16 protein-coding genes and 2 tRNA genes are annotated in these 12,901 nt (G+C 63.9%); 12 read left to right on the top strand and 6 right to left on the bottom strand.

The features are described 5' to 3' along the window. Positions 1 to 7 precede the first annotated feature (7 nt). Together WS87_RS10175 and WS87_RS10170 are read right to left on the bottom strand one after the other, a co-directional pair. On the bottom strand, positions 8 to 553 hold the full coding sequence (locus WS87_RS10175) for an NUDIX hydrolase (protein WP_059532907.1): 546 nt from the start codon (positions 551 to 553) through the stop codon (positions 8 to 10). A gap of 171 nt (positions 554 to 724) precedes the next feature. Next, positions 725 to 801 (bottom strand) — tRNA-Met (locus WS87_RS10170). A 215-nt stretch (positions 802 to 1,016) separates the two neighbouring features. Here WS87_RS10170 and WS87_RS10165 point away from each other — a divergent pair. Genes WS87_RS10165 through WS87_RS10155 form a run of 3 tightly spaced genes read left to right on the top strand, consistent with a single transcriptional unit; the run spans position 1,017 to position 3,036 of the window. Further along, on the top strand, positions 1,017 to 1,514 hold the full coding sequence (locus tag WS87_RS10165) for a heme-degrading domain-containing protein (protein ID WP_059818118.1): 498 nt from the start codon (positions 1,017 to 1,019) through the stop codon (positions 1,512 to 1,514). 3 nt (positions 1,515 to 1,517) lie between these two features. Beyond that, positions 1,518 to 1,856, top strand: coding sequence for a DMT family transporter (locus WS87_RS10160; protein ID WP_034186989.1), 339 nt, complete (start codon positions 1,518 to 1,520; stop codon positions 1,854 to 1,856). A gap of 31 nt (positions 1,857 to 1,887) precedes the next feature. Continuing rightward, positions 1,888 to 3,036: an enoyl-CoA hydratase/isomerase family protein gene (locus WS87_RS10155; protein ID WP_059818120.1), complete on the top strand. Its 1,149-nt coding sequence runs from the start codon at positions 1,888 to 1,890 to the stop codon at positions 3,034 to 3,036. Between the two features lie 125 nt (positions 3,037 to 3,161). Here the strand turns inward: WS87_RS10155 and WS87_RS10150 are convergent, their stop codons facing one another. Further along, a complete protein-coding gene (locus WS87_RS10150; protein ID WP_059524561.1) occupies positions 3,162 to 3,590 on the bottom strand; it encodes a hypothetical protein in 429 nt (142 codons plus the stop codon). A 340-nt stretch (positions 3,591 to 3,930) separates the two neighbouring features. Between WS87_RS10150 and ssuD the strand changes: the two genes are divergently transcribed. The 8 genes from ssuD to WS87_RS10110 all read left to right on the top strand — a co-directional run bounded on the left by ssuD (position 3,931) and on the right by WS87_RS10110 (position 9,036). After that, positions 3,931 to 5,088, top strand: coding sequence for an FMNH2-dependent alkanesulfonate monooxygenase (ssuD, locus tag WS87_RS10145; RefSeq protein ID WP_059818122.1), 1,158 nt, complete (start codon positions 3,931 to 3,933; stop codon positions 5,086 to 5,088). A gap of 16 nt (positions 5,089 to 5,104) precedes the next feature. Beyond that, entirely contained in the window at positions 5,105 to 5,917 is an 813-nt protein-coding gene (gene ssuC / locus WS87_RS10140; RefSeq protein ID WP_059691777.1) for an aliphatic sulfonate ABC transporter permease SsuC, read from the top strand. Further along, positions 5,914 to 6,873, top strand: a complete 960-nt coding sequence (locus tag WS87_RS10135) for an ATP-binding cassette domain-containing protein (RefSeq protein WP_059818124.1) — start codon at positions 5,914 to 5,916, stop codon at positions 6,871 to 6,873. Before ssuC ends, WS87_RS10135 begins: the two co-directional genes overlap by 4 nt. Before the next feature lie 57 nt (positions 6,874 to 6,930). Continuing rightward, the gene (locus tag WS87_RS10130; RefSeq protein WP_006400187.1) at positions 6,931 to 7,146 is read left to right on the top strand and encodes a TOBE domain-containing protein; all 216 of its coding nucleotides are present in this window, start codon (positions 6,931 to 6,933) and stop codon (positions 7,144 to 7,146) included. Positions 7,147 to 7,286: 140 nt separating this feature from the next. Then, entirely contained in the window at positions 7,287 to 7,484 is a 198-nt protein-coding gene (locus tag WS87_RS10125) for a hypothetical protein (RefSeq protein WP_059467585.1), read from the top strand. A gap of 54 nt (positions 7,485 to 7,538) precedes the next feature. Next, complete coding sequence (locus tag WS87_RS10120) at positions 7,539 to 7,793, top strand: hypothetical protein (RefSeq protein WP_059524526.1); 255 nt, start codon at positions 7,539 to 7,541, stop codon at positions 7,791 to 7,793. Between the two features lie 126 nt (positions 7,794 to 7,919). Further along, positions 7,920 to 8,906, top strand: coding sequence for a tRNA dihydrouridine(20/20a) synthase DusA (dusA, locus tag WS87_RS10115; protein ID WP_059818125.1), 987 nt, complete (start codon positions 7,920 to 7,922; stop codon positions 8,904 to 8,906). 54 nt (positions 8,907 to 8,960) lie between these two features. Then, a tRNA-His gene (locus WS87_RS10110) sits at positions 8,961 to 9,036 on the top strand. Positions 9,037 to 9,312: 276 nt separating this feature from the next. On the opposite strand, the gene WS87_RS10100 is transcribed toward WS87_RS10110, so the two are convergent. The 3 genes from WS87_RS10100 to WS87_RS10090 all read right to left on the bottom strand — a co-directional run bounded on the left by WS87_RS10100 (position 9,313) and on the right by WS87_RS10090 (position 12,175). Then, a complete protein-coding gene (locus WS87_RS10100; RefSeq protein ID WP_236873177.1) occupies positions 9,313 to 9,555 on the bottom strand; it encodes a hypothetical protein in 243 nt (80 codons plus the stop codon). 272 nt (positions 9,556 to 9,827) lie between these two features. Continuing rightward, a complete protein-coding gene (locus tag WS87_RS10095; RefSeq protein ID WP_059818129.1) occupies positions 9,828 to 11,096 on the bottom strand; it encodes an acyltransferase family protein in 1,269 nt (422 codons plus the stop codon). A gap of 614 nt (positions 11,097 to 11,710) precedes the next feature. After that, positions 11,711 to 12,175 carry a plasmid fertility inhibition factor family protein gene (locus WS87_RS10090; protein WP_059818131.1) on the bottom strand — a complete coding sequence of 155 codons (465 nt, stop codon included), beginning with the start codon at positions 12,173 to 12,175 and terminating at the stop codon, positions 11,711 to 11,713. 316 nt (positions 12,176 to 12,491) lie between these two features. On the opposite strand from WS87_RS10090, the gene WS87_RS10085 reads away from it, so the two are divergent. Then, on the top strand, positions 12,492 to 12,899 hold the full coding sequence (locus WS87_RS10085) for a hypothetical protein (protein ID WP_059818133.1): 408 nt from the start codon (positions 12,492 to 12,494) through the stop codon (positions 12,897 to 12,899). Positions 12,900 to 12,901 lie beyond the last annotated feature (2 nt).

Genomic DNA, 12,901 nt, shown 5'->3' with positions numbered 1-12,901 from the left:
CGCGGGCTCAGCCGTTGCGCAGCGAGCGGAAGATATCGCCGGTATGGACGCCGTAGTCGCCGGCGGCGCGATCGGCGAAAAAGAAGCGCAGCGTCTGGCTGACGGTCGGGAACGCGATTTCGTCCCAAGGAATGTCGGCTTCGTCGAACAGCTTGACTTCAAGGCTTTCCTCGCCGGCCTCGTAAGCCGGATCGGTGAGCCGTGCCAGATAGAACAGGTGGACCTGATGCACGTGCGGCACGTTCAGCAGCGTGAACAGGTTCTGCACCTCGACGCGTGCGCCGGCCTCCTCGAGCGTCTCGCGCGCGGCGGCCTCGGCCGTCGTCTCGCCCATCTCCATGAAGCCCGCCGGCAGCGTCCAGAAACCGTAGCGCGGTTCGATCGCGCGGCGGCACAGCAGCACCTGATCGCCCCAGACCGGCACCGTGCCGACCACGTTACGCGGATTCTGGTAATGGATCGTGCCGCAGTGATCGCAGACGAAGCGCTCACGGTTGTCGCCCTGAGGAATGCGCGCGATGACTTCGTGACCGCAGACGGAGCAGAATTTCATGTCGAGTGGAAGGGACGAGGTGATGCGAGTGTATCACCGGGGCGGGGCATTCTTGAACGCGCGCGCATGCGTGCGGCGTGCGGCGCGTAGCGCAACGTGCGATGCGCGGAATCGGGCACCGAAAACAAAAAGCCCGGCGTTGGGCCGGGCTTTTTGCATGAATCGGGACGTTGGTTGCGGGGGTAGGATTTGAACCTACGACCTTCGGGTTATGAGCCCGACGAGCTGCCAGACTGCTCCACCCCGCGTCCGTCGAAGAAATGAATTATATGGACTAACCAGAATGCTTGCAAGCACTTTCTGACAATCGCGTCGCAATCGCCGGCGGGGCGCTTGCAGGGCCGGTACGGCAGGCGCGTGAGCTAGAATCGAGCGGTTTGCTTGTGTCGTTCATTCCTGCAGCGGAGTCGCGCGCGAATTGCGTCGGTGCCGTTGCAACATTCACTACTGCATCGACGGATTCATGGACATCGCTCACGATCTGCAATCGATCGGCGCGCAGGAACAGGCGCTCGTGTTTCCCCATTTCGACCCGGCTCGTGCCTGGGCGCTCGGCAACCGGATGCATGCGCTCGCGACGTCGCGCGGCCATGCGATCGCGATCGACATCGTCACGTTCGGCCAGCCGCTGTTCTATGCGGCCCTCGCCGGTGCGACGCCCGACAACACCGACTGGGTGCGCCGCAAGCGCAACGTCGTCGCGCATTTCCGCCGCAGCTCGTATGCGATCGGCCTGCGCATGCAGCAGGCCGGCGCGACGCTCGCCGACAAGCACGGACTGCCGATCTCGGAATATTCGCCGCACGGCGGCGCGTTTCCGCTGACCGTCGCGGGGGCCGGCGTGATCGGATCGATCACCGCATCGGGCCTGCCGCAGCGCGCGGATCACGAGTTCGTCGTCGAAGCGCTGTGCGCCGAGCTTGGGCAGAACTATGCCGTGCTGGCACTTGCAAGGAGCTGAGCGATGCAGCTTCCGGGTTACGCATGGCTCGCGATCGCGATCGTCGCGGAAGTGGTCGGCACGTCCGCGCTGCGCGCGGCGGACGGCTTCACGCGTTTCTGGCCGTCGGCGCTCGTCGTGGCCGGTTACGGCATCGCGTTCTACTGTCTGTCCCTCACGTTGCGCACGATGCCCGTCGGCATCATCTATGCCGTGTGGTCGGGTGCCGGCATCGTGCTGATCACGCTCGTCGCGATGCTGCTCTATCGCCAGGTGCCGGATCTGCCGGCCGTGATCGGCCTCGGGCTGATCATCTCGGGCGTCGTGGTGCTGAACCTGTTCTCGAAGATGCAGGCGCACTGAGCGTGCGCCCGCGATACGCCGGATGGCTCACATGACCGATTCCACTTCCGCTTCCGCGGATTCCGCCTACCCCGACGTTCGCGCGTATGTCGCGCACCGCATCGGCTATCTCGAACTGAATCGGCCGAAGGCGCTGAATGCGCTGTCGGTGGGGATGATCCGGCTGATGCAGCAGGCGCTCGATGCATGGCGCGACGACGCCGACGTGGTCGCCGTCGTCGTGCACAGCCCGCATCCTCGCGCGTTCTGCGCGGGCGGCGACGTGCGCTTCTTCCACGACGCGTGGCAGCGCGGCGACCGCGATGCGGTCGACACGTTCTTCATCGAGGAATACACGCTCAACCATACGATCTTCACCTATCCGAAACCGTACATTGCGCTGATGCACGGTGTCGTGATGGGTGGCGGCATGGGCATTTCGCAGGCGGCACGGCATACGGGCGGCCTGCGTGTGGTCACCGACTCGACGAAGATGGCGATGCCCGAAACGCGCATCGGCCTGTTTCCCGATGTCGGGATGGGCTGGTTCCTCGCGCGCACGCCGGGTGCAATCGGCCGCTATCTCGCGGTGACCGGCGCGACGCTCGACGCGGTCGGCGCACTGTATGCACAGCTCGCCGACGTGTACCTGCCCGATGCCGCGCTGCCGGCGCTGTTCGATACGCTGCGCAGCGCGCGCATCGACAGCGGTGCGCAGGCCGTCGCGTGCGTGGCCGACGCGGCCGCGTCGCACAAGGTCGTGCCGACGCCCGACACGTCGGCGCTGGCCGACGCGCGCGCCGGGATCGATCGTCATTTCGCGCGAGCCGATATCGGCGCGATCCTCGCATCGCTCGACGCGGAGCAGGATTGCGCCGCGGTCGACGGATGGGTCGAGAAGGCGACCCATGCGATGCGCAGCCAGCTGTCGCCGCTGTCGATGGCCGTGTCGCTCGAAGTCGTCGAACGGGCGCGCGGGGCGACGATGGCCGATTGCCTGCGGCGCGACCTCGACCTCACGCGTTCGACGTTCGCGCACGGCGACGTGATCGAGGGCGTGCGCGCGCTGATCGTCGACAAGGACCATCAGCCGGCCTGGCGCTTCAAGTCGATCGCCGATATCGACCGCGCCGACGTGCTCGCGATGTTCGACAGCCCGTGGACGCCCGACACGCACCCGCTGCGCAATCTGAAGGACTGACGCACCGCGGTTTCGACGCGAAAAGCAAAAAGGCCGCCTGCATTGTGTGCAGGCGGCCTTTTCATTCGAGGATGCCGATCCGGCTCGGCGGGCAGTGGGCCGGGGGCCTCGCGGCAAGACGTGCGTTATTCGTCGCCGGCGTCGTCCGACATGAACGCGCGCATGAACACGAGCGCGCCGAAGCCCCAGACCGCGTTCGCTGCGAAACCGGCGGCGAGCACCGGCATCATGTTGCCCGACGGCCAGATCCCGCGCAGCGGATCGATCGCGAACACGCGGGCGGCCGTCAGCACGATGCCGCCGAACACCAGCGCGCCGATCCACGGCGCCTCACGGTCCGGCGTCACGCGCAGCAGCCACGCCATCGGAATTGCGCAGCACGCGCTGATCAATGCGTTCGCAACAAATTCAGGAATGCCGAGCGGCGCGAACGGTTGTGTGGAGAAGCCGGCGGCGGCGATCAGGTCGGCCGTATGCAGGAGCGCGAGCGTCGCTTCGCGAAAGAAGAGGGCGGCCAGGAAGCCGGACAGGAACGGCAGGATGACTTTCTGCATCGATGAGTGCATTGCAGGCGCGGCCGGCGGGGCCGTCCGCGCGAAGTTATTCGGATAGGTGCGTCATTATAGGGCCCGGCCGACGCGATATTCGCTGGAGCGTCGTGCTAATCACGAAAGCGGAAAACCTAAGCTCAAAAAAATCGTTCCAAAGCCCTGCAGCGATCCATAGACTGATTTCCCAGAAACAGCCGTGCAATCGCGTACTCGCCCGCGGCACGGCCTGACCGGCGAGCCATCCCGATTCGAACGCACACCATGCATGCGTCGCTCATTCGCGACGCGAGCAGGGCCTCGTTTTGTCCAGATTCCGGCAAGAACAGTCAAGCAGGAGCAGCAGATGAACGTTTTCTGGTTTATTCCCACGCACGGCGACAGCCGTTACCTCGGCACCGCTGAAGGCGCGCGCGCCGCGGATTACGATTATTTCAAGCAGATCGCCGTCGCGGCCGACACGCTCGGCTATGAAGGCGTGCTGCTGCCGACCGGCCGTTCCTGCGAGGATGCGTGGGTCGTCGCGTCGAGCCTGATTCCGGCGACGCAGCGCCTGAAGTTCCTGGTCGCCGTGCGTCCCGGCATCGCATCGCCCGGCCTCGCGGCGCGGATGGCCGCGACGTTCGACCGTCTGTCGGGCGGGCGTCTGCTGATCAACGTCGTGACCGGTGGCGATGCCGCCGAGCTCGAAGGCGACGGACTGTTCGCCGACCACGACACGCGCTACGAAATCACCGACGACTTCCTGAACATCTGGCGCGGGCTGCTGTCCGCGTCGCACGACAACGGCGGGTTCGACTACATCGGCAAGCACCTTCAATCGAAGGGCGGCAAGGCGCTGTATCCGCCCGTGCAGCGCCCGCATCCGCCGTTGTGGTTCGGCGGATCGTCGCCGGCCGCGCACGCGATCGCCGCCGATCACATCGACACCTATCTGACCTGGGGCGAGCCGCCCGAGGCCGTCGCGAAGAAGATCGCCGACATTCGCGCCCGCGCCGAGGCGCGCGGCCGCAAGATCAAGTTCGGCATCCGCCTGCACGTGATCGTGCGCGAGACCGAGGACGAAGCCTGGCGCGATGCCGAGCGCCTGATCAGCCGTCTCGACGACGAGACGATCGCGCGTGCGCAGAAGGCATTCGCGAACATGGATTCGGAAGGCCAGCGCCGGATGGCCGCGCTGCACGGCGGCAAGCGCGGCGGCCGTGAGGCGCTCGAGGTGTATCCCAACCTGTGGGCCGGTGTCGGTCTCGTGCGCGGCGGCGCGGGTACCGCGCTCGTCGGCAACCCCGAGCAGGTCGCGGAACGCATGCGCGAATACGCGGATCTCGGCATCGAGACGTTCATCCTGTCCGGCTATCCGCACCTCGAGGAGTCGTACCGTTTCGCCGAGCTCGTGTTCCCGCTGATCAAGGGCAAGGGTGCGGCGCGGGCGTCCGGTCCGCTGTCGGGTCCGTTCGGCGAGATCGTCGGCAACAACTACCTGCCGAAAGCGAGCCAGAGCTGAGCGAAGGAGGCATGTGATGACAACGAAAACGTCGACGACCGGCGCGGCCGTGGCCGCCCGCGCCTGGCGCGGCATCGCGCCGTGGCTCGTGCCGCTCGCGCTGCTGGCCGCATGGGAGGTCGGCGCGCGCGTCGGCTGGCTGTCGACCCGCGTGCTGCCCGAGCCTGTGGCGGTCGTGCGTGCCGCGTGGTCGCTCGTGACGTCGGGAGAGATGTGGGCGAACGTCAAGGTCAGTACCTGGCGCGCGCTGTTCGGCTTTGCGATCGGCGGCGGCGTCGGCCTGGCGCTCGGGCTCGCGACGGGCTTGTCGAAAGCAGCGGAGGTCGCGCTTGATTCGACGATCCAGATGATCCGCAACATCCCCGCGCTCGCGATGATTCCGCTCGTGATCCTGTGGTTCGGCATCGACGAGAAGGCGAAGCTGTTTCTCGTCGCGCTCGGCGTGTTCTTTCCGGTCTACATCAACACGTATCACGGGATCCGCTCGGTCGACGCGAACCTGATCGAGATGGCGAAGAGTTACGGCGTGCGCGGCTTCGCGCTGTATCGCGACGTGATCCTGCCCGGCGCATTGCCGTCGATTCTCGTCGGCGTGCGCTTCGCGCTCGGGCTGATGTGGGTGATGCTGATCGTCGCGGAAACGATCTCCGCGCAGTCGGGCATCGGCTACATGACGATGAACGCGCGCGAATTTCTGCAAACCGATGTGGTGGTGGTCGGCATCCTGCTGTATGCGGTGCTCGGCAAGCTGGCCGACGTGTTGGCGAAATGGATCGAGCGCGTGACGTTGCGCTGGCACCCCGCTTATCAATCTGGAGCAAAGGCATGAATGCGACGACTTCGGCGGCCGCCTACGGCCCGCTCGCCGGCGCAGACCTTGAGGCCGAACTGGCGCAGGCACGCGTGACGGACGACGACGCACGTCATGCGGCGATCGTCGATCGGGACGGCGGCGCATCCGTCGTCCCGCTTGCCCGGCGGCGCACGGGCGGCCCGATACAGGACGACGCGGTGACGCTGTCGGGCGTCAGCAAGCGCTTCGGCGCGCGCACCGTGCTCGACAACGTCGAACTCGGCATCGCGCGCGGCAGCTTCGTCGCGATCGTCGGCCGCAGCGGCTGCGGGAAATCCACGCTGCTGCGCCTCGTCGCGGGACTCGAGGCGCCGAGCAGCGGTGCGCTCGTGACGCGCGGCGAGGGGGGGGGCACGCTCGACACGCGAATCATGTACCAGGATGCGCGATTGCTGCCGTGGAAGACCGTGCTGCAGAACGTGATGCTGGGCCTGGGTCGCGGGGCACGCGATCGGGCGCGCGCGGTGCTCGACGAAGTCGGGCTCCTCGAGCGCGCGAACGACTGGCCCGCGCAGTTGTCGGGCGGCCAGCGGCAGCGCGTCGCGCTCGCCCGAGCGCTCGTGCACCGACCGCAACTGCTGCTGCTCGACGAGCCGCTCGGCGCGCTCGACGCGCTGACCCGTATCGAGATGCATGCGCTGATCGAGCGTTTGTGGCGCGAGCACCGGTTCACCGCGCTGCTGGTCACGCACGACGTGCAGGAAGCCGTCGCCCTCGGCGACCGGATCCTGTTGATCGAGCAAGGTCGCGTCGCTCTCGATCAGCCGGTGCCGCTCGACCGGCCGCGTGCACGCGCATCGGCCGCGTTCGCGGCGCTCGAAGATCGCGTACTGCAACGCGTGCTCGCCGGCGGGCAAGGTGGCGCCGAGCAGGGCGCGGCACATGAGGTCGATCACGTACGACCGGTCGGGCAGATTCGCTGGGCCGTTTAAATCCGGGCGGCACCGGCCGCCCGCTCTCAGACTTTTTTCTTCGGAGCGATCAACCCGATGAGCATCACTGCAATCAACGTGCGTAACCAGTTCAAAGGCAAGGTGAAGGAGATCATTCGCGGGCCCGTGGTCTCCGAGGTCGACGTCGAGACGCCGTTCGGCATCGTCACGTCGGTGATCACGACGCGTTCGGTCGACGAACTTGAACTGAAGGTGGGCGCGGAAGTCGTCGCGCTCGTGAAATCCACTGAAGTGTCGATCGCGCGCCTCTGAGCGTGTCTTCGATGCCGGGCGCCGCGGATGAGCCATCAGGCCATCCGTCGCGCCCGGCATTTTCGTCGCGCGTTTGCCTCGGTATTCGCCGTCCGGACGAAGTGCTAGGATGGAACGACACCGACGCCGGAGGCCAACGCATGACCCCCATCCTTTCTCCCGAAGCCATCGAGGCGCTGAAGTGGATCGACCAGTTCGGCGACACCCGGCCGGTTCCCGCCGCGTTCGACGACGTCGTCTATGCGTTGCTGAACGAAGGGCTGATCTATCAGGCGGCGGCCGACCGCGTCGACCTGACCGCCGACGGCAAATCCGTTTTGTCTAACGAATACGATTGAGCGCACGGCGCCGGCCGCCGAGGCGGCCCGGCGTGCGTCGCCACGGAGCGAGCGATGGAACCGAGAGGCAGCGATCTCGGCGATTTCAGCGAGCCGTACCGCGGCTACGAGATCGAAGTGAAGACCGAGCAGGTGTGGGACGGCGAGCATGCGCACTACCGCGTGCTGCAGGGCGCGGCCGTGCGGATTGACTGGCGGCTCGTGAAAGTCGACGGGATGCTGCTGACCGAACGCCGCGTGATCGAGCGCGTACTCGAGGAGGCTCGGCGGGCCGTCGACGCCGAACTGGGCGAGGGCGGGCCGGTCTAGTCAGGCTGCCGGGCCGGCCTGGTCGCGTTGCGGTAAAATGTCGGGTTGTTTCCCGCGCCGCTTGCTGCCCCGAATTCCATGTCCGCTTCGTCCTCGCTTCCTCCCCGCCGTGTTTCCGTGGCGCCCATGCTCGACTGGACCGACCGTCATTGCCGGTCGTTTCATCGCACGCTGACGCGCGACACGTGGCTGTATACGGAAATGATCACGACGGGCGCGCTGCTGTTCGGCGACGCCCAGCGGCATCTCGCGTTCACGCCGAACGAATCGCCGGTCGCGCTGCAGTTGGGCGGCAGCGAACGGGACGATCTCGCGCGTGCCGCGAAACTCGGCGAGCAGTGGGGCTATGACGAGATCAACCTGAATTGCGGCTGTCCGTCCGAGCGCGTGCAGCGCGGCGCGTTCGGCGCGTGCCTGATGAACGAGCCGCAACTCGTTGCCGATTGCGTGAAGGCGATGCGCGATGTGGTGTCGGTGCCGGTCACGGTCAAGCATCGGATCGGGGTCGACGCGGTCGAGGACTATGCGTTCGTGCGGGACTTCGTCGGCACGGTGGCTGAGGCCGGCTGCGAGACGTTCGTCGTGCACGCGCGCAACGCGATCCTGAAGGGGCTGTCTCCGAAGGAGAACCGCGAGATCCCGCCGCTCAAGTACGACTATGCGTATCAGCTGAAGCGCGATTTCCCGTCGCTGGAGATCGTGATCAATGGCGGGATCAAGACGCTCGACGAAGTCGCGCAGCATCTCGAACATGTGGACGGCGTGATGCTCGGCCGCGAGGCATATCACAACCCGTACGTGCTCGCGGGCGTCGATGCGCGCTTCTATGGGTCGACTGCGGCGTTGCCGACGCGCGAGGAGGCCGAGGCGAAACTGATCGAATACTGTGCGGCGGAACTGAAGCGCGGCACGTATCTCGGCGCGATCGTCCGGCACGCACTCGGGCTGTATCGCGGCGTCGCGGGTGCACGCGGCTGGCGTCGCGTGCTGTCGGACAACAAGAAGCTCGCGCGCGGCGATCTGGCCGTGTTCGACGAGGCGCGCACGCATCTGAACGACGCTCTCGAAAATTTTGAAAAAAATGCTTTGCAAGATGGAAAAGTCTTCGTATAATCTTGTTCTTCGCTGCTGAACACGAACCAGCGAAGAAACAAAGCAGTAACAGTGGTGGCTGTAGCTCAGTTGGTAGAGTCCAGGATTGTGATTCCTGTTGTCGTGGGTTCGAGTCCCATCAGCCACCCCACCGAATGCATTAACAAAACAGGCGCTTAGGCGCCTGTTTTGCTTTGCGGGGGACAACTCGGGGACAATAGCGTCGATTCGAGCCTCGCCATCTCTAGAGCGTTCTGCTCACCATCCATCCATTTCGCGTACGTTGTCAGGAACATCCCGATGCTGTGCCCGAGCTGTTTCGCGCAAAAGGCTGAAGTCATTCCTGCCATCAGCATTGCCGTCGCGTAGCGATGCCGCATGTTGTAGGCCGGCGGTAGCGCATCCGGAGCCGTTTCAGAATCGGCGCTCAGAAACTTCGCCGGAATGCGCGCTCGTCTTCCCAACGGATGTTGTACCGCGGATCATGAAAGATTGCGGCGCTGGCGGTCAGTGTGAACGAGTGCTGACGTGTCAACGCAGCTATGGCCCGGCTGTTCAGGAGAACCGTTCGGGCGACCGCTGTCTTGGTCCGATCCTTGTGCTCGCCGCGGACCAGTGCTTCGGCAACACGGATGATTTCATTCTGCAAATCCACCTTCAGCCGCTGCAAGCCGAAGATGTTCGCGGACTACCCCATTGGCTGCGGTTACGGCTGCTAATGCGGCAACTCGATTGCATCGCCGCCGTGCGTGACGCACACGAATTCGATCGACACGCTGTGTCGCATGCCTTCAAACGGGCGGGACCGTCACCGGAGAAGCGGCGTAGGACAGTACAGGCCGAGATCGCCTCGGCAGCAGGCACGAAGATATGCATAAGGGGCGAGCGTGGAAAGCCACCGACACCTTCCGGCATCCCCTTGCACCGGGGCAGGCTGTCGCGTCAACGACGTGGTATTTCTCGTTCCATGGGGCGTTGTCGAGTGCTGACCATGGAGCTTGTCAATTGCATCACCTTTTGAGCGAGGCGGATTGATTTCTGGTCGACTGCCCGTCCAAAAAGTGCTGCCGCGTACAGGGAAACCAACGTGCCAATAGATGTTGCGCCGAAAAACGCCATTAGGTACCCGTGGGGGTGCAGCCACGAAAATACAGCGCACCCGAGTGTCAGCAAAATCGAGAAGTGGACCAGGTACAGGCTGAATGAGACTTTACCGAGCCACTGCGGTACTTTGCTTGAAAGCAAACTGCGCATTGCAGGCCACAAAAAAACACCGGAAAAAAGGAGAAGTGCGCTTATCTCGCATTGGAGTTGGAATGGATCGAGCGCGTGCATGATCGGCAGACTTCGGGTGAGTTCATGTACCGCCTGTATGGTGCCGGTCGTTGGCATGCACGCGGCTACACATCCGGCAAACAACAAAATTGCTCCGGCGATCGAGCGGGCACGAGAGGTTGTCGGCCGGCTCGATCGGCTGATCAGACAGCACGCAAAGCCAACCAGGAACAGCATCAGGAAGCTGGTGCCGGACAAGACAAAAAGCGTGAGCATTGCGACCCACGTCCACCACGCGGACAAATTCCGAATGAGAATCGTGATGATAAGGAGAACCATGGATCCCCAGAATTCCAGATGCAACGTCCAGAGAGGCGGGTTGACTGCTCCGACCATGGGGGTCAGCAATGCGGATGAAGTGAAAGCGGGAAAGGCGGAGAACACCGAGGCTTGACCATACCCGACGATCATCGAATTGACGATGACGTCCTTCATGAGCAAATGGAGGTCTGGCTGCGCTTCCCATTGTTGATGCAGCCACGATGACATCGATATGTCTACCGCTTGCTGCTTGACTGACCTGAACATGAACATCAGAACACCTGCCAGCAGAACTGATGCCAGGACGGGAAGGTACAAGCGGACGCACCGCTTTACTGCCAATGCAACCACGGGCGCTCGAGAATCGAGGAAGGAGTTCGCGAGTACGAAGCCGCTCATGATGAAGAACACGTATACGGCCACGTATCCCTGTACGAGGAGGAATGCGGGGGAGTTTGTCGCCAGCGTCTCCCATTTGTAATGTTCCGGGACGCCGGCGCGTGCAAACGCCGGCAAGAATGCCGCGCAGTAGTGGAGAAAGACGACCTGCAGAGCAGCGATACCCCGGAGACCGTCTAGAAATTCGTATTTTGGCGCCTTGTGTTGTGTCGTCATCGTCAAGAATTTTCAATGTCCGGGGATTCTACACGGCAAGAGAATGTGATCTATAACGCGCCTCATGCCCGTCATCGATTCATTTCATGGAACTGGCCGAACACGGCGCGATGCTGCTGAGTGACGTCACGTCACGCGCGCGTCGGCATCCCGGAAACTCCGAGCCGATCGCAATTCCGCGAAGCAAGGCGCTCGTCGTGGGCGGGTCCGTCACCCCCGCAAATTGGCGGAATAGGCCAGCGACTTGGCGTGAATCACCAATGCTTAACAGGCTTACATTCGTGTAATGTGATGACTTCCTCGTGCCCTCAGCTTTGCAGGGCCGTTCGGTCCCGACAACCCGGAAGGCGTCGGGACATTTTTTTGCCCGCATCGCTGTCGTCCGACATCGCTCGCGACGCATGATTGCCGCACTTTCCCGGCCTCCATTACACATTGGTGAGCGACCTGCGCGTGCCGGCAACCCGAACCGTCACGCTGCGCAGCGCGACGTCACATGACGCGGAGCGCATCGCTCGCGTGTGTACGTTGAACTGACAGAGAGCACATCGCCGTATCCTTCCGGCGGCATATTTGTCACGACCCGTTCCGCACAGGGTCGGGCGTCGCGTCCGTTATTCGCCGCAATACCGCACGAGCAAATCCGCCTCCGTTTCATGCACCTCGACCGGCAGGCTCGTCGCTCCGGCATACGCCAGATAGCGCGCGCGATGCTGACCGTTCCGGAACGACGCGACGCCGACTTTCGACAGGCCCGGAATGCCGAGCAGCGTCCGCGTTCTCGTCTCGCGAAAGGTGATGAAGGGCATCTCGGGAATACGGGGTTCGGCCGGGTCGAGGAAAGCGCGGATGCCGGCGGCCTTGCCGGGTGCCCAGTATTCAACCGAAGGCAGCACATAATCGGTCGTGTCGCGATCGGCGCAGGCGAGCAGCTTCGTCAGGTCGACCGTCACGACGCGATGGCGCGAGTCGTCGGAGGCGAATACCCGCTTGAGATGCGTGGAGGCATAGGCGGCATGTCCCGAAAGCGGGATGATCCAGACATCGACACCATCATGTTGTGCCCGGGCGAGTGACATTGTTTCCTTGGGTGGCGCAGTGATTATTGTGGCCCGAGTGTAGCAGCGCGACCGCGGCCGCGGAGCAGGCGGATACTCGGAATCGACAGGGCAAAATCGTGCGCGCAAGACCGCGGCGCGGAATCGATCGCGCAACGGATACCGGACCGGACGGCCGTGTATTTTCAGTCGAGATCGACAGCTCGCGAGAATATCGCGATACTGCCTGCCGGAATGACTTGCAGCCCCGAATTCACACAAGATTCACGCAACTCGTGACGCCGGACTGGCGCCGCGCATCATAAGAACCGGGAGGGCGGATTGGCCGGAGAAAATCATGTCACCGGAACTTGAGATCGAATATCTCGATTACCGCTTCACGTCGACACTCGAAACGCGGGAAACGGGGCGGGTCGCCGTGGTCGACTGGCAACTGGATTCCATTTCGCGAGGCAAGACGTTCGCGTGGGTCGTGCTCGACCGTTTCCTGAAACGCAACGATTTCGCTGACGAGGACGACGCACGCGCCAATATCGTCGACTGGCTGGAGCAGCTGGTCAGCCCGAAGGGCGCGCCACTCGTCGAAATCCCTGCGTCGCAGGCGGCTGCCGCCGGTGCTGCAACCAGGGCATTCGACAGCGATACTTCAACCGCAGAAGTCGTCAGCGATGTCGTCGTTGAAATCGTCAGCGATCTCGACTGGATCGACATGATTGCAGGATGGTTCACGGCCGACCCGGAGTAACG

The organism is Burkholderia sp. MSMB0856 (assembly GCF_001524645.2).
GTDB lineage: Bacteria > Pseudomonadota > Gammaproteobacteria > Burkholderiales > Burkholderiaceae > Burkholderia > Burkholderia diffusa.
Note: the sequence above shows the minus strand (reverse complement) of the source record. Positions and strands in the feature narration are given on the sequence as shown.